The sequence below is a fragment of the Bradyrhizobium sp. NDS-1 genome (assembly GCF_032918005.1).
In the GTDB taxonomy this organism is placed as follows: Bacteria; Pseudomonadota; Alphaproteobacteria; order Rhizobiales; family Xanthobacteraceae; genus Bradyrhizobium; species Bradyrhizobium tunisiense.
In genome coordinates this window covers 1,445,779-1,463,874 of the sequence record NZ_CP136628.1, presented here as the reverse complement: position 1 = coordinate 1,463,874, position 18,096 = coordinate 1,445,779, and the positions used below count along the sequence as shown (strand labels likewise).

Here is an 18,096-nt window from a genome sequence, read left to right as displayed (position 1 = left end):
CTGAATGTGCGCCGCCTCACCCAGGCGCTGGCGCCCCCTTGTGACGCCCATCACAGAGAGGCTGAGCGGCGAAGCGTAGGGTCGAACCACGCTTCATCCACCAGCGACTCCGGTCCATATCGGGGCTACGCCATTTTCGGAGGTTGTCATGAACAAGCTCACCATCGCCGCCACCGCGCTGTTCCTCGCTTCGACCGCCGCAGCCCATGCCGGCGGCAATTCGATCTCGTTCCAGATCGAGGGCCAGCACATCCGCATCGAGACGCCGCGCAACTGCGCCTCGCTCAACTGCGTGACCATCGTCGCGCCGGGCCTGTCGGACAAGCCGATCAAGCTGAACAACATCAACCTCAAGGGTCTCGGCGGCTCCAAGGACGACGACGTCGACACCACGCCGGCTCCCCCCACGACCGCCCAGCCCGCGCCGGCTCCGCTGCAGCAGCAGCCCGTGCAGCAGGCGCCGGTCCAGGCGACTGCACCTGCAGCTCCCGCCGCGCCCGTGACGACCGCAACGGCCGCGCCGTCCGCCAGCTTCGACAACGCGACGCAGCCCGCACCGGCTGCGGTTCCTGCTCCTGCACCCGCGCCAATCGCGGTTGCTCCCGCGCCTGCTCCGGCTCCGGCGGCCGCTGCGCCCGTGGCCGCGCCAAACTCGCCGATCGGCGTCTGGGCGACCGAAGAGAACAAGGGCAACGTCCGCGTCGAGCAGTGCGGCGCCAATCTCTGCGGCTATGCCGAGAAGACCAACGCGCGCATCCTGATCAACATGAAGCCCCAGGGCTCGAAGTGGAGCGGCCGGATCCACGATCCCGACTCCGGCCGCAATTACGACTCCACGATCGCCATGAAGGGCCCGAATGCGATGCGCGTGCAGGGCTGCGCCTTCGGCGGCATGTTCTGCGGCGGCCAGACCTGGAAGCGCGTGAGCTGACCAGCGGAGCGCGTCATCTCCAACATGCTCGCAAATCTTCGTCATGCCCGGGCAGAAGCGCGAAGCGGGTCTTCGCGCTAGATGTCCCGGGCATCCACGTTCTTGGTGCCGCAAAACAAGGCGTGGATGGCCGGGACAAACCGTCCATGACGGCGTGGAGACATTCACCCCCTCCTCGCTAGCCTCGCCTGGCCTTGAACACTCCCTCCTGCCACCTATGTTCATCCGCCATTCAGCCTGATCCGGCTGATATCGCCCCATCTCGCCTCGCATTTCTCACCGGGACATCCTCGTGACTGCATTGGTGGCCTGGCGCCGCTTCGTCCTCTCGTTTGCTCTGGCCTTGCCGCTGGTGGGCAACAGCGTGGCATCCGACGCGATGGAGCTTGCGCAGGCGCAGCCACAAGCGCAGCCGACACCGGATTCCTCGCCGACACCATTGGCTTCCCCCACCCCGGCGCCGGACGCACAATCCACCGCCATCGAACCGATCGGCAACGTCGCGACCGTCACGGGAATCGCGACCGTGATCCGCGACAAGAATTCCTATCCGCTGCGCGTGCGCGACGACATCTATCTCAACGACGTCGTGCAGACGTCGTCGAACTCCTCGCTCGGCATCACCTTCAACGACGCGACCACGTTCAATCTTTCGGCCAGCGCCAGGATCACCATCGACAACTACGTCTATGAGGACGGCGGCAAGCAGAACTCCGGGATCTTCGACGTCGGCAAGGGCACGGTCGCCTTCGTCGCGGCGGCGGTGGCAAAGACCGGCAACATGAAGATCACGACGCCGACGGCGACGCTCGGCATCCGCGGCACCACCGGCGTCGTCGACGTCCCTGAAAACGCGGCATCGAGCAGCACGCGCAACGTCAACATCAAGCTCTATCCCGACGCCGACGGCCGCGTCGGTCACATCGACGTAGACGACCGCGCCAGCGGCACGCGGCTCGGCGCGCTGACGCAGGCATCGAGCGGCTTTGCGATCCGGCCTGGCGCAGCCGCTGCCGGGATCATGCGCTTCGCCGCGGTACCGATCACGATTGCGCCGCAGCAGATCGCGCGCGACCGCGGCTTCGTCGGCCAGGTGCATCTGGCGCAAACCACGGGCCGCCAGATCGTCATCGAGCAGCGCGACTTCCGCCGCGCCAATCCGACCGCGCTCAGCCGCATTCCGCGGCCCGCCCAGCCGCCGCAGCAGCAGCAATTGCGGCCGAACGGCCAGCCCGGCCTGAACAACCGTCCGGGTCAGCAGCAACCGGGCACGCCGGGCCGGCAAGGCGCCCAGCCGCCCCAGCGGCAGGGACAGGGACAGGGACAACAAGGTGGCACAATGCAGCCGGGCAACCCGCGCGCGGGTCAGGGTCAACGGCCGCGCGGTCAAGAGGAGCGCGGCGAGAGGCAGCCGGGCCCGCAGCAAGGCGTGGGGCGTCCAGCGCGCCCCGGACGAGGCCCCTTGCCGAACGGCACGCCGCAAACCCAACCGCAACGCGGCGGGCAAATTCAGCCTGGCGGAGCTACGCCGCAGCCGGGCGCGACGCCGCAGCCCAGTCCACAGCCGCAGCTGCCACGCACCGGCATGCAGCCGGGGCAGCCACCTGCGGCTCAACAGCCAGGCCTGCAGCACCCCGGCGGATTCCAGCAGCGCCTCCCTGCCGCGCAACGTCCTGCCGCGCCGCGCAGGCCGCCGCCCACTCCGAAGGACAGGGAGCGGCGATGATCCTCGGCGCGGCGGCCGCATCCGCGCGATAGCGCCAAAGAGCGCCCGCTCGCAATGACGACTTGGAAGGAGCTGGGTTACCGCGGCTACACCAACCTGCAGATGCCGATTTGACCAGCAAGCGCGGGGCTCACGCCTCCCCGCGGAGCCAGGCCTTCACCTTTTGCAACAGACCGTGCCGCAGCTCGTCGACCGAGGCCGCCTCAGCCGGCGTCAGCGTCTGCAAGGCTGCATCGAGATCGTCAGGGGCTGCCATTGGCACGGGCTCCGGCGCCGATGCAGCCACCAGCCCCGCAGCCGCGAGCGCGATCGGGCCGATTTGCGTGAGAAACACGCGTTCATATTCGCGCGACAGCCGCGCGATCGCATCGTCCAGCGTCAACCACTCGACCGCCTTGATGTCGTTCATCAGCTTGCGGACCGGGCCGCCCTCGGCCTCCATCCGCCAGAAATGCACGACCTTCGAGCGCCCGCCGGATTGGTACACGAGCGTGCCGAGGAATTCGTGCACGGCGACGTCGTGGCCGGTCTCCTCCAGCACCTCGCGATGCGCAGCTTCCTTCGGCGTCTCGCCGTCGTCGAGCTTGCCCTTGGGCAGAACCCATTCGTTGCGCTTGCGCTGGCGCACGATAGCGATCAGCGGCTCAGCGCCCCGCCGCAGCACAATACCACCCGCCGCCATCACCGGCGCCCGCGCCATCACCAGATCCGTCGTCTAGAATCGACCCCGCGGACGATATAGGCCGCGGGCACGGCGGATTGAAGGCTACTTTCTCTTCAACAGAGCTTGACCTGCACGAATGCGCGTGCCCTCGGCGATGCCGTCGCAGAAGGCGAAATCGCCGGGCGCCAGGATGATGATGGTCGAGCCGTGCTCGAACCAGCCGAGCTCCTCACCCTTGGTCACGCTGACGTCGCAGGGAAAGTTGACCGGGCGGCGCGTCTGGGCGTTCAGCACCATATCGAGGAAGTGCAGGCGGATGCTCGCGACCAGGATTGCGGCGACCGGTACCAGCGTCACGGCTTCGCCGGTCGAAAGATGCGTGCGGATCACCGCGCGCTCGTTCTTGCAGAACAGCCGCTCGACGCGCTTCAGCGCGATCGGGTTGACGTTCCAGACATCGCCATGGATCAGCGAGACCCGCTCGATATGCGCGTCGTAGGGGGCATGGAAGCGGTGATACATGCTCGAGGTCAGCCGCAGCGTGACGAAGGAGCCATTGCGGTGCTGGTCCAACAGCGCGGCATCGCCGACGAGGTCGAGCAGCGAATAGGGCGCGCCCTTGACCTGGAACAGCTCGGTGTCGGCGATCCGGCCATGGGCGCCAACGATGCCGTCCGAGGGGCTGGCGACGACCGAGGGGTCCGGATCAAACGGCCGCAGGCCCGGCTTCAGCTCCCGGGTGAAGCAGTCGTGCAGGCTCTTGAAATGAGTCTTGCGCGCCTCCGACAGGTCGAGATCGGAGAACAGCTTCCACAGCGCGATCGAGAAGTCCCGCACGAGCGGGTTCTCGATCTTGGAGAACCAGCCCATGAATCGGGTCAGCGCGGCGCGGGGGATGCGGTTGGTCAACAGGAAGTTGAGGTCTTCCTGCTGGGTGAAAGAGGCGATGAGGGCTTTGACTGTCATGAATCTGTTAGCTCACAGTATTAGCGCTTGTTGACATGGAAACGACACTCCCGATTCTCTCGATGTCCGTGGCCGCCGCAGCGTCCGCTGCCGCCGTCCTCCCGAAGATCAAGGCACGGGTCGAATTGTCCCGCGCCAAGCACCGCTCGCTCGCCGGGCACTCCAAGATGTCGCGCCGGGTGGCGCGGCTGCTGCCGTTCTACGAATTCGAAGGCGACAAATATTTCGGTTGCGACGGCGCGCCGGCGAACATCGTGGCGCAGCGCAAGGACGCCTTCTTCCGCCTTGCACGCCTCTACGCCGAGCGGTACCCCAAGGGCCGCGCGATGACGAAGGAGGCGGCCGAGACGATCTCCGATCTCAACTTCACTGAAAGCTACCGGGTGCCGTTCCAGTTCTCGCGCCTCGTCCGCGAGCATCTGGGCACCTCGACCTTCGTGGAATCCTCGCGCGGTGTCACCGTCACTGATGTCGACGGCAACACCTCGTACGATCTCACGGGATCCTACGGTGTCAACATCTTCGGCAACGACTTCTACAAGGAGTGCATCGAGGGCGCGGAGAAGCGCGCGCATGCGCTCGGCCCCGTGCTCGGCCCCTACCATCCCGTCATTCTCGACAACGTGAGCCGGCTCCGCCAGATCTCGGGACTCGACGAGGTGTCCTTCCACATGTCCGGCACCGAGGCCGTGATGCAGGCGGTGCGGCTGGCGCGCTACCACACCAAGCGCAGCCATCTTGTGCGATTTGCGGGAGCCTATCACGGCTGGTGGGGCGACGTGCAGCCGGGCGTTGGCAATCCCATTGCCGCGCACGAGACCTACACCCTGGCTGAGGTGTCGGAGAGGACGCTGCATGTCCTGCGCACGCGCAAAGACATCGCCTGCGTGCTGGTCAACCCGCTGCAGGGCCTGCATCCCAATGCCAACGCGTCCGGCGATTCCTCGCTGGTCGATTCCTCCCGCGGCGGCCATTTCGACCGCGCGGGCTATACCGAATGGTTGACGAAGCTTCGTGACGTCTGCACCGAGCGCGGCATCGTGCTGATCTTCGACGAGGTGTTCGTCGGCTTCCGCCTCGCCGCCGGCGGCGCCCAGGAATATTTCGGCGTCAAGGCCGACATGGTGACCTACGGCAAGAGTCTCGCCGGCGGCCTGCCGGTCGGCGTGGTCTGCGGCAGACGCGAGCTGATGCGCCGCTTCCGCGACGATCGTCCCGCCGACATCTGCTTTGCCCGCGGCACCTTCAACTCGCACCCCTACGTCATGACGGCGATGGACGAGTTCTTGAGCCGGCTGGCAAGTCCGAATTTTCGTGCGGTCTATGACGGTCTCGAGGAGACCTGGAACGGCCGCGTCCAAAAACTCAACCAGATGATGACCGACGCCGAGCTGCCGGTGCGGTTCGCCAATTTCTCGACGATCTGGACGGTGAAATACACCACCCCGTCCCGCTACAATTGGATGCTGCAATATTACCTTCGCGCAGAGGGCCTCGCGCTGAGCTGGGTCGGCACCGGCCGGCTGATCTTCAGCCTCAACTACACCGACGCCGACTTCACCGAGGTTGCCGAACGCTTCGTCCGTGCTTCCGAAAAGATGAAGGCCGACGGCTTCTGGTGGCACGACGGCGTGCTCACCAACAAGAACATCAAGCGGCAGATCTTGAAAGAGATGCTGGCCAAGCGCTTCGGGCGCTGAGGGCTGCTCTTTCCCCATCAGTCCAGTCATTCCGGGGCGGTCCGCAGGACCGAGCCCGGAATCTCGAGATCCCGGGTCTGGTCCTCCGGACCATCCCGGAATGACGATGCTCACGGGGGTCCCCAAGACGTGGATGCCCGGGACAAGCCCGGGCATGACGTAATTGTTCGACATCGGAGTTTCTGATGTGCGCGGCGCGCTCAGGCGTGCTGCTCTTCGAGCGTGGGCTCGCCGATCAGGCCCAGCGTGTGCTCGGGATTGAGGTGCAGGCCGGGGTCCATCAGCTCGCCGCGCATCAGCGCCAGCGGAGCCTTGCGATAGAGCATCAGATCGTGGAACGGGTCCGTCAGGATCTTGGTCATCCAGACGAGGCCGGTCTCGACGTCGCGGATGAAGAACAGGTGCACCGTGCGGAACAGCAGACCGCCGCCGCCGACCACGAGCCAGATCTTGGCAACCTGCCGCATGAAGTCGGTCGCGCTCGCCCAGGGCGTGAACAGGCCGAACAGCGAGGGATCGACGACCAGCACCAGCGGCGACAGGGCCCAGATCGACATCAGCACCACCTTGCGCTGAAGGTTGTAGCCGACCTTGATCTCTTCCTTGTATTCGTGCGTCGCCTGGTTGACGTGATCGTAGGTGTGCGGCTCGAAGAAGAAGTGACCGGCCTGGCGCGAGGTCATCGAGACCAGCCAGCCGACCAGCGCGGAGACCACGGGATCGATGAACAGCCAGACATAGGCGAAGAGAAAGCTCAGCGCGCTGACGAAGTGCAGGCTCTGATTGATGCGGCTGTGGTGATAGTAGCGATGGTCGTCCCAGCGCTGGATCCGCAGCTGCTCGAGATAATTCTTGATCATGCTCTCCCCCAAATGCTTTCGGGTCCGGGATTTACAGGGATTCGATGTAGGCCGTATGACATCATCATTGTGTCATGTGACGACGTGCAGAGGCGCGATGACGCACGCGACGCGCCGGCTTCAGGTCACGCCGCCTTGGCGACGTCGACCTTGCGGAAGCGCACCAGCGAGAAATGACCGAGCGGCGGAATCAAGCGGCGCTCGGCGAGCTCGATGCCGTGCGCACCGGCCAGCCACTTCGCATAACGCGACCAGGCGAACTCGGCGGTGCGGAAGCCGAGCGGACGCACCACCGGCTGCAGCTTCTGCTCGATGAAGCGGCGCATGCCCGCATCCGCGCTGACGCGGGTGAGGATGATCAGCTCGCCGCCCGGGCGCAGCACGCGGGCAAACTCGTCGAGCGCCTTTTCGGGATTCGGCACCGCGGTGACGACATATTGCGCCATCACGACGTCGAAGGAATTGTCGGGGAATTCGAGATTCTCGGCATCCATCACCGCGAGGCCCTCGACGTTCTTCAGCCCGCCCTCGGCGACGCGCTGGCGCGCCTTGTCCAGCATTGCTTCCGAAATGTCGGTGCCGAAGATGCGCAGGTTCGGGGCATAGAGCGGCAGGGAGATGCCGGTGCCGACGCCGACCTCGAGCACACGGCCGCCGATCTTGTTGGTGGCCGCGATCGCAGCCTGCCGGCCCTTGGCGAACACGCCCCCAAACACCAGGTCGTAGACCGGCGCCCAGCGGTCATAGGCCTGCTCGACCGTGCCACGGGTGAGGTCGAGCTGCTGGGTGCCATCAAGGTTCATGATCTTAGCCATCGGTGAGGTCTCGCTGTGGTCAAAATGAAGAGGTCAACCGCGCACCGGCCGCCGCGCCATCCGAGGCGAGGCGCGCAAGGCGCGACTGGGCTGAAGTGAGGTGAGATTGCCGACGAACTGGCGCGCGCTGTTCTCCCAGGAGCGCTCCAGCGCGAAGTTGCGGCAGGTCTCGCGCGACATGGTGAGCGCGCGCAGGCACGCAGTGCGCAAATTGTGGTCGATCGCGCCGATGGGATGATCGGCGATGACGTCTTTCGGACCCGTCACCGGAAACGCCGCAACCGGCGTGCCGCAGGCGAGCGCCTCGAGCTGCACCACGCCGAACGTATCGGTCAGGCTCGGAAACACGAACACGTCGGCCGCGGCGAGATGCGCGGTGAGGTCCGCGCCCTTCTTCTCGCCGAGGAAGACCGCGTCGGGGTATTTCTTTTCCAGCGCCGCCTTCTGCGGACCGTCGCCGACGACGACCTTGGTGCCGGGCAGGTCGAGCGAGAGGAATGCTTCAAGATTCTTCTCCACCGCCACGCGCCCCATCGTCATGAAGATCGGGCGCGGCAGGTCGAGCCTGGCCGGAGCGTCGGGATGGAACAGTTCGGTGTTGACGCCGCGGGTCCAGAAGCCGAGCCGCTTGAAGCCGCGCTCGGACAACTCCTGCCGCAGCGAAGGCGTCGCCACCATGGTCATGGCGGCGGCGTCATGGAAGTGGCGCAGCACGGCATAGCCGACGCTCGCGGGGATGCCGGTCCGCACCGAGACATACTCCGGAAAACGCGTGGTGTAGGAGGTGGTGAAGGCGAGCCGGTTGCGCCGGCAATAGGCGCGTGCGGCCCAGCCGATCGGGCCTTCGGTTGCGATGTGCAGGGCTTCCGGCGCAGCGCTCTCGATCCGCCGTGCGATCTCTTTGCTGCTCGGCAGCGCGAAGCGCAGGCCCGGATAGGTCGGCAGCGGCCAGGACGGAAAGCCGTCCGGCGTGAGGAAGTCGATCTCGACATCGAGGGCCTTGGCCGCGTTCGCCAGCGAGGTCAGCGTCCGCACCACGCCGTTGACCTGCGGATGCCAGGCGTCAGTCGCGATTAATACCCGCATGGGAAAATCCCGAGAGTTTGATGATTCTCAGGCATCGACCATCAACGAAGGATATTTCAGGCGTGTGACGTCATGGAAGTGTCGGCGGGCCGTTTTGTTCGTTAACGCACCCCCGCGGCCACGAAACTGTCATGAAACAATCCTTGCCGCCATGAAACCGTTTTCGGTTTTCCGCGCAAATGTCCCGAAACGTTTCGCCGTTAGTGATTGACGCAACGGAGCACCGAACGGTGCCGCGGTGATCAACGACACCGAGCAAACAGGGGCGATCAAATGTTCAATCTGGATATGTTCAAGACCTATTCGCGCGCCGTTACGTTCGGTGCAGTGGCGATCTCCGCAATCGCGTTCGCTGGTGCAGCCAACGCAGCGCCGGTGCAGATATTCCCGTTCTTCCAGCCGCTGCCGCCGATGGCCGCGCCGCAGCCGTTCCAGCCCTATCAGCCCTATCAGGCGCCGAGCTATCAGACCGAGCCGTCCGAGGATCAGGACGCGATCGAGATGCCGGCCCGCTTCCGCCGCCAGACCGTCTCTTACGCGACGCGCGAGGCGCCGGGCACCATCATCATCGATACGCCCAACACCTATCTCTATTACGTGCTCGGCAACGGCCAGGCGCTGCGCTACGGCATCGGCGTCGGCCGCGATGGCTTCACCTGGTCCGGCATCCAGTCGGTGAGCCGCAAGGCCGAGTGGCCGGCATGGACCCCGCCGCCCGAGATGATCGCCCGCCAGCCCTATCTGCCGCGCCACATGGCCGGCGGCCCGGGCAATCCGCTCGGTGCCCGCGCCATGTATCTCGGCGGCACCATCTACCGCATCCACGGCACCAATGCGCCCGAGACCATCGGCAAGCGCGTCTCCTCCGGCTGCATCCGCATGACCAATGAGGACGTCACCGACCTCTATTCCCGCGTCAACGTCGGCACCAAGGTGATCGTGCTGCCGATGACGGAGCGCAGGGCGGAACTCGGTGGCGCAACGCGCTGAGCACAGGACATTCTGACGCGAGCGGCCCCGGAACCCACCGGGGCCGGATTCGTTTGCCCTCGACATGTCGACGCGCGCTTTGCTGCGGCGCGATCTCGATGGAGGCGCAAATGCAACCACGCCTGCAATCCTCGCCGTATCCATGGCTGCGCGCGGTCGCCGGCGCCGGAGTCCTGACGCTGCTGCTGTCCGCGGCGTCATCGTTCGCGCAGCAGCCCGCGAGCGGCGACGCAGCCCACCAGGCCTTCAACAATTCCTGCCGCACGTGCCATTCCGTGAAGGAAGGCGACAACCGCCTCGGGCCCAACCTCAACAAGATCGTCGGACGCAAGGCCGGCTCGCTGCCGAATTACAATTATTCGTCCTCGATGAAAGAGGCGGGCTTCGACTGGGACCAGGACAAGCTCACCCGCTTCCTGGTCAAGCCCGACGAAGTCGTGTCCGGCCACAAGATGCAGCCCTATGGCGGCATCTCGACGGAGGAAGCGGGCAAAGTGGTGGCGTATCTGCAGGCGGCCTCGCAGTGACAACGCCACGGCTGCTTTCGTGAGGTGTCGGTGATTGTGGCGCATCCTTCGAGACGCCCGCCTATGGCGGGGCCCTCAGGATGAGGAACGGAGTGCGCGGCTGCCAATCCATCCGAAGCTCTTGCGCCAAGGTGGGACTGCCAGATAGCCTCATCCTGAGGAGACCGCGAAGCGGTCGTCTCGAAGGACGAGGCGTTCACGATGACCGAAGGCGCGTGGCTCTACATTCTCAGATGCGCCGACGGCAGCTACTACATCGGCACGACGCGCACCGAACTCGAGATCCGAATCGCGCAGCACAACGCCGGCACGTTCGATGGCTACACGAAGTCGCGCCGCCCTGTGACTTTGATATTCTCGCAATGGTTCGATCGTATCACCGACGCGATCGAATGCGAGCGCAAGCTCAAAAAATGGAGCCGCGCCAAGAAGGAAGCCTTCATGCGTGACGATTTTGCCGAGCTGCATGAGTTGGCAAAGCGCGGATCACATCATCCTTCGAGACGCCCGCCTGCGGCGGGCTCCTCAGGATGAGGGCAGAGTGTGCGGTAACGCTTTGGCTGCGGCACGACTGCCGGTTAGCCTCATCCTGAGGAGCGCGCCCTTGCGCGCGTCTCGAAGGACGAGGCGGTCACTCCGGCGGATGCTGCCTATTCCCGCCGCTCCGCGATCCACCTCAGCCATGCCGCCGAATGAAACGCGCTCATCAAGAGATACATCGGCACCATCCCGCCGAGCGGAGAACCATGCCCGGTGACACACAGCATGTCTGCCGTTCCGTTGCCGAGCACGGCCGTCAGCAGCGCCATGATCGCGAAGGTCGGCGTGGCCGCCAGAGCAAGCCATCTGGCGAGGTGGCGCACGGCCGCGACGCCATCATCGCGGCCGGTGGCCGTGCTCGCAGCGGGAGTCATTTCCGTTCTCCCGCCGCCTCCTCGCGAAACGCCTTCTCGCCGGCATCCGAGATCTCGACCCACTGCTGGTCCGGCGCCGCGCCTTCCGCGTAGCTGTCGTGCCAGTTCCACCATTTGTAAGTCGGTGTCTGCGGATAGCCTGGCGGCGAATCCTCCCAGACCTCCTGCCGGCCGAGCGGCGTGATGTCGAGATAGTTCCAGGTGCCGCCCATCTGCTCGTCGCCGCGGCTCTTGACGAAATAGGTGCGGAAGATGCGCGTCCCGTCGCGGTAGAACACGTTCGTCCCGTGCCATTCGTCGACGCCGAAATCGGCATCGAAACTGTCGGTGACGGTGACCCACGGCATGGTCCAGCCCATCCGCTGCTTCAGTCCGACGATATCGGGCTGAGGTGCGCGCGATGCGAACACGAGCGTGGTGTCGCGGGCGTTCAAATGTGCGACATGGGCGACCTGGTCGGCCACCATGGAGCAACCCCGGCAGGCGTGATCGGGCCAGCCGAACACGCCGGGCTCGAAGAAGGCGCGGTAGACGATCAGCTGCCGCCGTCCCTGGAACAGGTCGGGCAGACTGAGCTTGCCGCCGGGCCCCTCGAACGCATAAGTTTTGGTTACTTCCATCCACGGCATGCGCCGGCGCTCGGCCGCCAGGGCGTCGCGGGCACGGGTATGCGCCTTTTCCTTCACGAGCAGTTGCTGACGGGCCGCCTCCCAGTCCTGCGGCGACACCACCGGCGGTGTCAGCATGGCGGGCTGTCCGCTCGCCCCTGTGTTTTGAACTGATGTCATGATGGCTCTCCAGATCTCTTGCTTCGGCCGCCGTTCCTTGCCGCGCCGTGGCGGACGCGGAACCACCCGCGCCCACTCACCGCACATCTTCGGCCGTCAACGATTTCTGGCATCTCGCGGTTGCGCGGTGGGAGTAACAAGTGTGACGGGATTGACATGGAGTCGCTGATCACGGCCGCCGCACGGGCATTGGAGGCCGGCGATCCGCTCGGCGCGCTGAATCGCGTCGCCCTGCGTAACGATGCGCCGTCGCTGGCACTCCGCGGCATCGCGATGGCGCAGCTCGGCGATCTCGCGAAGGCGAAGTCTCTGCTGCGCGGCGCCGCGCGTGCCTTCGGTCCGAGCGAGGCGGTGCCGCGCGCAAGGTGCATCGTGGCCGAGGCAGAGATCGCGCTCGTCTCGCGCGAGCTGAACTGGCCGGTGAGAACGCTCGCGGCGGCGCGCGCGACGCTCGAGAAGCACGGTGATCTCGTCAATGCCGCCCATGCGGGCCACGTCGAGGCACGCCGCCTGCTTCTCCTGGGACGCCACGACGAAGCCGAGGATGCACTGGCCGAGGTCGTCACCTCTCCACTGCCGCCCGCCTCGCAGGTCGTCCGCGAGCTCGTGGTCGCCGGCATTGCCATCAGGCGGCTCAAAACGAAGGATGCGCGCGCAGCGCTCGACCGTGCGGCCCGTGCGGCGCGCCTCGCCGGCATCGCTGCGCTCGCATCCGAGGTCGAAGGCGCCAACCTCGTGCTCGACACGCCCGCGGCGCGCCTGATCACGCGCGGCAGGGAGCATCCCCTGTTGCTGGGCCAGGTCGAAGCGCTGGCGCGGTCCAAGGCGCTTGTAGTGGACACCTTCCATCACAGCGTTCGCAGGAATGGCATCGTCGTGCCGCTCGGAACGCGGCCGGTGCTGTTCGCGCTTGCGCGCCACCTGGCGCAGGCCTGGCCTGCGGACGTGTCCCGGGAAGCACTGATGACCGCGGCGTTTCACGCCAGGCACGCCGACGAATCGCATCGCGCCCGGCTGCGGGTCGAGATCGGACGGCTGCGGGCGAAGCTCAGGCCGCTGGCGGATGTCAGCGCAACGAAGCAAGGCTTTGCGCTGACACCGCACAAGACGCGCGACGTTCTCGTGCTGGCACGGCCGGTCGAGGAGAAGCACGCCACCGTCCTCGCCTTCCTCTCCGACGGCGAGCCGTGGTCGAGCTCGGCTCTCGCACTGGCGCTAGGCACGAGCGCGCGGACGGTCCAGCGCGCGCTCGAAGAGCTGGCGCGATCGAACAAGGTGCAGTGCTTCGGACATGGACGGGCGCGGCGCTGGTTGACCCCGCCCGTCCCGGGTTTCCCGACAGGCTTGTTACTCCCCGGCCCACTCCTGAACACGTAGGATGAGATGAGTTCACATCCACGAGGGATCGCGCACATGAAGCGTTCAGCCGCCGAAATCGTCAGGGAATACGGGCCGTTTGCGGGCGTCGAAGCCGTGCATGGCGTCACCTATGACGGCAAGCATGTCTGGTTCGCGTCCGGCGACAAGTTGAACGCGGTCGATCCGGCTGACGGCAAAATCGCGCGCTCCATCGATGTCGCCGCGCATGCGGGAACGGCGTTCGACGGCCGGCACCTGTTCCAGATCGCCGAGGACCGCATCCAGAAGATCGACGCCGCCACCGGCAAGGTGCTCGGCACGATCCCGTCGCCTGGCGCCGGCGGGGATTCCGGATTGGCCTGGGCCGAGGGCTCGCTCTGGGTCGGGCAGTATCGCGAGCGCAAGATTCACCAGATCGATCCGGAGACGGGCAAGGTCCTCCGCACCATCGAGAGCAAGCGCTTCGTGACCGGCGTGACCTGGGTCGACGGCGAGCTCTGGCACGGCACCTGGGAGAACGAAGAGAGCGACATCAGGCGGATCGACCCCGAGACGGGCAAGGTGCTCGAGCAGCTCGACTTGCCCGCCGGCACGGGCGTGTCCGGGCTGGAGTCCGATGGCGCCGACCAGTTTTTCTGCGGCGGCGGCGGTCGCGGCAATGTTCGGGCAATCCGCCGTCCGAAGCGCGGTCAGGCTGGCGGATAACGGCTTGAATTGGGGACAATGTGGGTTTGTGGCCATTAACCTGTCCGCCGCAATTCCACCCCACCGGTGCGCTCTAGCGCCCTCCTCGCCCGCCCTGTAAAATCCCCGTCGGGCGGCTTGGGGGATTGATGCGACTGACGTTGAATCTGAAGACCATCCTGATCGCCGTCGCGGTGCTCGCGGCGTCGTTCTTCATCAGCTTGAAGGCGATGGACTTGCTGTCGCCGCGCGCGACGAATTCGGCGCCGCCGGTGGCGCAATTGCCGCCGCTGCCGCCGGTCGCGAAGAGCTCGATCGTGATCGCCCCGGTCGCCATTGCGATATCGGCGATCCGCGAGCAAGCCGAAAAGGCCGCACCACGTAACTTCGCCGGCAAGGCCGACAACCCGATCTCGCAGATCCTGGAGAATGCCGACATCGGCTGGACCGCGGTGCGCGGGCCGATGGCAGCCGCCGGTGACAAGGACGTGCTGACGATCTCGACGCCGCTCAGCGGCAAGCTGAACGTGACGGGCTCGCTGTCCTCGAAAGCCACAGGCGCGCTTGGCGACGCGCTCGGCAGCGTGCTCGGCGGTGACGCCGCGAAACGGATCGGCGCCGTCAACATCAAGAATCTGAACGCGAGCGCGGAGATCAAGGGCAACGTGGTCGTCACCTCGCGTCCGAAGCTCGCGGCCAACTGGTACCTCGAGCCCAATCTCGGCGCCCAGGTCAATCTCGGCGATACCAACCTCAACGTCTCGGGCGCCAAGGTCAACGTACCGGCGCAGGTCAAGCCGCTGATCGACAAGAATGTCGGCGAGCAGATCAATGCCGTGTCCGAACGCATCCGCAACGATCCGAGCCTGCGCGAGAATGCGAAGCTGCAATGGGCCAAGGCGTGCCGTTCGATCCCGCTGCAGGGCTCGGGCTCTTCGGCCGGGCTTCCGCCGCTCTGGCTGGAGATGAAGCCGATCCGCGCCATTGCCGCCCAGCCGCGCGTCGACGCGCAGGCCGTGACGCTGCTGATGGGCCTGGAAGCGGAGACGCGCGTCACCTCGACGCCGACCAAGCCGGACTGTCCGTTCCCCGACAAGATCTCGATCGTGCCGCCGACCGGCACCGGCGTGAACATCGGCGTTCCCATCGACGTGCCGTTCACCGAGATCAACAAGCTGATCACGGCGCAGATGGTCGGCCGCACCTATCCCGAGGACGGCTCGGGTCCGGTCGACGTCACCGTCAAGAGCGCCAACATGATCCCGACGGGCGAGCGCCTGCTGATCTCGCTTCTGGTGCGCGCCAAGGAAAAGAAGAGCTGGCTCGGCCTCGGCGCCGAGGCGACCGTGCACATCTGGGGCCGGCCGGTGCTCGACCAGGCGCAGCAGACGCTCCGGCTCACCGACATCCAGCTCGCGGTGGAATCGGAAGCCGCCTTTGGCCTGCTCGGCGCCGCTGCGCGCGCCGTCGTGCCGCAAATGCAGCAGGCGCTGCTGCAGAAGGCGACGCTCGACCTGAAGCCGATCGCCGCCAACGCGCGCGAGAAGATCGCCGCCGCGATCGCCGACTACCAGAAGAGCGAGGACGGCCTCAAGGTCGACGCCAGGATCGACAGCCTGACGCTTGCCGACATCGCCTTCGATTCCAAGATGCTACGCGTGGTCGCGGAAGCCGGCGGCACGCTGAACGTGTCGGTGACGAAGCTGCCTTAGATGTAGCGCGGGTCCGCCTACGCCTTCATCGCTTGCGCCGCTGGCATTCTCATCGCAGGGTGCTAAGCTGTTGCTCGCAGTGTTGACAGCATCGTAGAGGCAAGCCGAGGACAACATGGAAGCCGGCATGGTCACGCCCGCGCCGGCACTGGTGCGCTTTTCCGGCATTCAGAAGACCTACGATGGCGAGCACCTCGTGGTGAAGAACCTCGATCTCGACATCAGGAAGGGCGAGTTCGTCACCCTGCTCGGGCCGTCGGGCTCGGGCAAGACGACAACGCTGATGATGCTGGCCGGCTTCGAGGTTCCGACCCACGGCGAGATCTACCTCGCGGACCGGCCGATCAAGAACATGCCACCGCACAAGCGGGACATCGGCATGGTATTCCAGAACTATGCCTTGTTTCCGCACCTGACGATCGCGGAGAATATCGCCTTCCCGCTCTCCGTTCGCAAGACGGGCAAGGCGGAAGCGCAGGAGCGCGTCAAATCGGCGTTGCGCATGATCAAGATGGAAGCCCTCGCGCACCGGCGGCCCGGACAACTGTCCGGCGGTCAGCAGCAGCGCGTGGCGCTGGCCCGTGCGCTGGTCTTCAATCCGCAGCTCGTGCTGATGGACGAGCCTCTCGGCGCGCTGGACAAGCGGCTGCGCGAGCAGATGCAGCTCGAGATCAAGCAACTGCACGAGAGGATGGGCATCACGGTGGTCTACGTCACCCACGATCAGAGCGAAGCGCTCACCATGTCGGACCGCATTGCCGTGTTCAATGACGGCGTCGTGCAGCAGATCGACAGGCCCGACGCGCTGTATGAGCATCCGGTCAACAGCTTCGTCGCCCATTTCATCGGCGAGAACAACGTTCTGGCCGGCACGGTCGAGACGGTCGACAAGGATTATTGCCGCGTCGCGCTGGCGGGCGGCGGCACCGTGACCGCACGCGCGGTCAACATATCGGGCGCGGGCGCGTCGACCTCGCTGTCGGTACGGCCGGAGCGGATCTCCATTGTCTCCGACGGCACTTCCAGCGACGGACCGAACCGGCTGCCGGCCAAGGTGCAGAGCGCGATCTATCTCGGCGACCATGTGCTGGCCGTGCTCGATGTCGCCGGCAACGGGGAGTTCATGGTCAAGCTTCAGCCGGGCGCGCATGACAACCTGAGACATGGTGAAAGCGTGTTCATCGCATTTCGCCCCGAGGACTGCCTGGCCCTCGATCCCGTCTGACCCATTGCAGGATTTCGCCAGCGCGAGCCGACCTGAAACAAATCAACCTCGACGCAACTGACATGAAGAAGGAACCAAGACCATGCTGAAGTGCAAGATTGGCCGGATTGCTCTGGGTTTCGCCGCGGCGCTCGGTGCCAGCGCTGCGCTCGCGAGCGTCGCGCAGGCGCGTGACCTCACCGTCGTGTCGTGGGGCGGCGCCTATCAGGATGCACAGAAGAAGGTTTACTTCGAACCGTTCAAGAAGGCGGCCGGAATTGCCATGAACGACGAGTCCTGGGACGGCGGCGTCGGCGTGTTGCGCGCCAAGGTGCAGGGCGGCGCCGCCACCTGGGACGTCGTCCAGGTCGAGAGCGACGAGCTCGCGGTCGGCTGCGAGGAAGGCCTGTTCGAGAAGCTGGACTATTCCAAGATCGGCGGCGAGGCGGCCTATATCCCGCCGTCCGTCAATCCCTGCGGCGTCGGTGCCATCCTCTACGATTTCGTTCTCGGCTACGACAAGGACAAGCTGAAGGAAGCCCCCAGCGGCTGGGCCGATTTCTTCGACACCAAGAAGATTCCGGGCAAGCGCGCCCTGCGTCAGGGCCCCAAGACCACGCTGGAGATCGCGCTGATGGCCGACGGTGTCGCGCCGAAGGACGTCTACAAGGTGCTAGCGACCGACGAGGGCATCGAGCGCGCCTTCAAGAAGCTGGACAGCATCAAGGGCGACATCGTCTGGTGGAAGGCCGGCGCCCAGCCGCCGCAACTGCTCGCCTCCGGCGAGGTGGCGATGACCTCGGTCTACAATGGCCGTATCGACACCGCGAACAAGAACGAGAAGAAGAACTTCGGCATGGTGTGGGACGGGGCGCTGTTCACGCTCGACAGCTGGGTCATCCTGAAGGGCAGCCCGAACAAGGATGCCGCTTACAAGTTCCTGGACTTCGTCGGCAAGGCGGAGAACCAGTCAAAACTGTCGGAGAACATCGCCTATGGCACTTCGAACAAGGACGCAGCCGGCAGGCTCGCCCCCGCCGTTCTGAAGGACCTGCCGACGGCGCCCGACAACATCAAGAACGCGGTCGAGATCAACGTTGCCTTCTGGCTCGAGAACATCGACCGCCTGACCGAGCGCTTCAACAAATGGGCGGCGAAATAAACAGCGCA

Annotated in this window: 18 protein-coding genes; 11 read left to right on the top strand and 7 right to left on the bottom strand. The window is 65.6% G+C overall.

What is annotated here, in order from left to right:
- Positions 1 to 148 precede the first annotated feature (148 nt).
- Positions 149 to 931 carry a DUF2147 domain-containing protein gene (locus RX330_RS06980; RefSeq protein ID WP_317242514.1) on the top strand — a complete coding sequence of 261 codons (783 nt, stop codon included), beginning with the start codon at positions 149 to 151 and terminating at the stop codon, positions 929 to 931.
- A gap of 301 nt (positions 932 to 1,232) precedes the next feature.
- Positions 1,233 to 2,657 carry a FecR domain-containing protein gene (locus tag RX330_RS06975; RefSeq protein ID WP_317243853.1) on the top strand — a complete coding sequence of 475 codons (1,425 nt, stop codon included), beginning with the start codon at positions 1,233 to 1,235 and terminating at the stop codon, positions 2,655 to 2,657.
- Positions 2,658 to 2,787: 130 nt separating this feature from the next.
- Here the strand turns inward: RX330_RS06975 and RX330_RS06970 are convergent, their stop codons facing one another.
- On the bottom strand, positions 2,788 to 3,357 hold the full coding sequence (locus RX330_RS06970) for an NUDIX hydrolase (protein ID WP_317242513.1): 570 nt from the start codon (positions 3,355 to 3,357) through the stop codon (positions 2,788 to 2,790).
- 66 nt (positions 3,358 to 3,423) lie between these two features.
- Entirely contained in the window at positions 3,424 to 4,287 is an 864-nt protein-coding gene (asd, locus tag RX330_RS06965) for an archaetidylserine decarboxylase (protein ID WP_317242512.1), read from the bottom strand.
- Positions 4,288 to 4,322: 35 nt separating this feature from the next.
- On the opposite strand from asd, the gene RX330_RS06960 reads away from it, so the two are divergent.
- Positions 4,323 to 5,987, top strand: a complete 1,665-nt coding sequence (locus RX330_RS06960) for an aminotransferase class III-fold pyridoxal phosphate-dependent enzyme (protein WP_317242511.1) — start codon at positions 4,323 to 4,325, stop codon at positions 5,985 to 5,987.
- A gap of 200 nt (positions 5,988 to 6,187) precedes the next feature.
- On the opposite strand, the gene RX330_RS06955 is transcribed toward RX330_RS06960, so the two are convergent.
- The 3 genes from RX330_RS06955 to RX330_RS06945 all read right to left on the bottom strand — a co-directional run bounded on the left by RX330_RS06955 (position 6,188) and on the right by RX330_RS06945 (position 8,748).
- Positions 6,188 to 6,847 carry a hypothetical protein gene (locus RX330_RS06955; protein ID WP_317242510.1) on the bottom strand — a complete coding sequence of 220 codons (660 nt, stop codon included), beginning with the start codon at positions 6,845 to 6,847 and terminating at the stop codon, positions 6,188 to 6,190.
- A 125-nt stretch (positions 6,848 to 6,972) separates the two neighbouring features.
- On the bottom strand, positions 6,973 to 7,662 hold the full coding sequence (locus RX330_RS06950) for a class I SAM-dependent methyltransferase (RefSeq protein ID WP_317242509.1): 690 nt from the start codon (positions 7,660 to 7,662) through the stop codon (positions 6,973 to 6,975).
- 33 nt (positions 7,663 to 7,695) lie between these two features.
- A complete protein-coding gene (locus RX330_RS06945) occupies positions 7,696 to 8,748 on the bottom strand; it encodes a glycosyltransferase family 4 protein (protein ID WP_317242508.1) in 1,053 nt (350 codons plus the stop codon).
- A gap of 273 nt (positions 8,749 to 9,021) precedes the next feature.
- Between RX330_RS06945 and RX330_RS06940 the strand changes: the two genes are divergently transcribed.
- From RX330_RS06940 to RX330_RS06930, 3 genes are all read left to right on the top strand, one after another.
- Positions 9,022 to 9,738, top strand: a complete 717-nt coding sequence (locus RX330_RS06940; RefSeq protein WP_317242507.1) for a L,D-transpeptidase — start codon at positions 9,022 to 9,024, stop codon at positions 9,736 to 9,738.
- A gap of 110 nt (positions 9,739 to 9,848) precedes the next feature.
- Complete coding sequence (locus RX330_RS06935; RefSeq protein WP_317242506.1) at positions 9,849 to 10,265, top strand: c-type cytochrome; 417 nt, start codon at positions 9,849 to 9,851, stop codon at positions 10,263 to 10,265.
- A 201-nt stretch (positions 10,266 to 10,466) separates the two neighbouring features.
- Positions 10,467 to 10,799: a GIY-YIG nuclease family protein gene (locus RX330_RS06930; protein WP_317242505.1), complete on the top strand. Its 333-nt coding sequence runs from the start codon at positions 10,467 to 10,469 to the stop codon at positions 10,797 to 10,799.
- A gap of 116 nt (positions 10,800 to 10,915) precedes the next feature.
- On the opposite strand, the gene RX330_RS06925 is transcribed toward RX330_RS06930, so the two are convergent.
- Positions 10,916 to 11,179: a hypothetical protein gene (locus RX330_RS06925; protein WP_317242504.1), complete on the bottom strand. Its 264-nt coding sequence runs from the start codon at positions 11,177 to 11,179 to the stop codon at positions 10,916 to 10,918.
- The gene (locus RX330_RS06920; RefSeq protein ID WP_375847590.1) at positions 11,176 to 11,967 is read right to left on the bottom strand and encodes a DUF899 domain-containing protein; all 792 of its coding nucleotides are present in this window, start codon (positions 11,965 to 11,967) and stop codon (positions 11,176 to 11,178) included. The genes RX330_RS06925 and RX330_RS06920 overlap by 4 nt, the downstream gene beginning before the upstream one ends.
- 156 nt (positions 11,968 to 12,123) lie before the next feature.
- Here RX330_RS06920 and RX330_RS06915 point away from each other — a divergent pair, with 156 nt between their 5' ends.
- The 5 genes from RX330_RS06915 to RX330_RS06895 all read left to right on the top strand — a co-directional run bounded on the left by RX330_RS06915 (position 12,124) and on the right by RX330_RS06895 (position 18,088).
- Positions 12,124 to 13,344 carry a helix-turn-helix domain-containing protein gene (locus RX330_RS06915; RefSeq protein ID WP_317242503.1) on the top strand — a complete coding sequence of 407 codons (1,221 nt, stop codon included), beginning with the start codon at positions 12,124 to 12,126 and terminating at the stop codon, positions 13,342 to 13,344.
- Between the two features lie 36 nt (positions 13,345 to 13,380).
- Positions 13,381 to 14,031, top strand: coding sequence for a glutaminyl-peptide cyclotransferase (locus tag RX330_RS06910; RefSeq protein ID WP_317242502.1), 651 nt, complete (start codon positions 13,381 to 13,383; stop codon positions 14,029 to 14,031).
- 128 nt (positions 14,032 to 14,159) lie between these two features.
- Positions 14,160 to 15,722 (top strand): DUF4403 family protein, encoded by a 1,563-nt coding sequence (locus tag RX330_RS06905; RefSeq protein ID WP_317242501.1) that lies wholly within the window; start codon positions 14,160 to 14,162, stop codon positions 15,720 to 15,722.
- 115 nt (positions 15,723 to 15,837) lie between these two features.
- Positions 15,838 to 16,947: an ABC transporter ATP-binding protein gene (locus tag RX330_RS06900; RefSeq protein WP_317242500.1), complete on the top strand. Its 1,110-nt coding sequence runs from the start codon at positions 15,838 to 15,840 to the stop codon at positions 16,945 to 16,947.
- An 82-nt stretch (positions 16,948 to 17,029) separates the two neighbouring features.
- The gene (locus RX330_RS06895) at positions 17,030 to 18,088 is read left to right on the top strand and encodes an ABC transporter substrate-binding protein (protein WP_317242499.1); all 1,059 of its coding nucleotides are present in this window, start codon (positions 17,030 to 17,032) and stop codon (positions 18,086 to 18,088) included.
- Positions 18,089 to 18,096 lie beyond the last annotated feature (8 nt).

Coding starts and splice junctions, on each gene's coding strand:
- RX330_RS06980 (WP_317242514.1), top strand. CDS start 149: ATGAACAAGCTCACCATCGCCGCCACCGCGCTGTTCCTCGCTTCGACC.
- RX330_RS06970 (WP_317242513.1), bottom strand. CDS start 3,357: ATGGCGCGGGCGCCGGTGATGGCGGCGGGTGGTATTGTGCTGCGGCGG.
- asd (WP_317242512.1), bottom strand. CDS start 4,287: ATGACAGTCAAAGCCCTCATCGCCTCTTTCACCCAGCAGGAAGACCTC.
- RX330_RS06960 (WP_317242511.1), top strand. CDS start 4,323: ATGGAAACGACACTCCCGATTCTCTCGATGTCCGTGGCCGCCGCAGCG.
- RX330_RS06955 (WP_317242510.1), bottom strand. CDS start 6,847: ATGATCAAGAATTATCTCGAGCAGCTGCGGATCCAGCGCTGGGACGAC.
- RX330_RS06950 (WP_317242509.1), bottom strand. CDS start 7,662: ATGGCTAAGATCATGAACCTTGATGGCACCCAGCAGCTCGACCTCACC.
- RX330_RS06945 (WP_317242508.1), bottom strand. CDS start 8,748: ATGCGGGTATTAATCGCGACTGACGCCTGGCATCCGCAGGTCAACGGC.
- RX330_RS06940 (WP_317242507.1), top strand. CDS start 9,022: ATGTTCAATCTGGATATGTTCAAGACCTATTCGCGCGCCGTTACGTTC.
- RX330_RS06935 (WP_317242506.1), top strand. CDS start 9,849: ATGCAACCACGCCTGCAATCCTCGCCGTATCCATGGCTGCGCGCGGTC.
- RX330_RS06930 (WP_317242505.1), top strand. CDS start 10,467: ATGACCGAAGGCGCGTGGCTCTACATTCTCAGATGCGCCGACGGCAGC.
- RX330_RS06925 (WP_317242504.1), bottom strand. CDS start 11,179: ATGACTCCCGCTGCGAGCACGGCCACCGGCCGCGATGATGGCGTCGCG.
- RX330_RS06920 (WP_375847590.1), bottom strand. CDS start 11,967: ATGACATCAGTTCAAAACACAGGGGCGAGCGGACAGCCCGCCATGCTG.
- RX330_RS06915 (WP_317242503.1), top strand. CDS start 12,124: ATGGAGTCGCTGATCACGGCCGCCGCACGGGCATTGGAGGCCGGCGAT.
- RX330_RS06910 (WP_317242502.1), top strand. CDS start 13,381: ATGAAGCGTTCAGCCGCCGAAATCGTCAGGGAATACGGGCCGTTTGCG.
- RX330_RS06905 (WP_317242501.1), top strand. CDS start 14,160: ATGCGACTGACGTTGAATCTGAAGACCATCCTGATCGCCGTCGCGGTG.
- RX330_RS06900 (WP_317242500.1), top strand. CDS start 15,838: ATGGAAGCCGGCATGGTCACGCCCGCGCCGGCACTGGTGCGCTTTTCC.
- RX330_RS06895 (WP_317242499.1), top strand. CDS start 17,030: ATGCTGAAGTGCAAGATTGGCCGGATTGCTCTGGGTTTCGCCGCGGCG.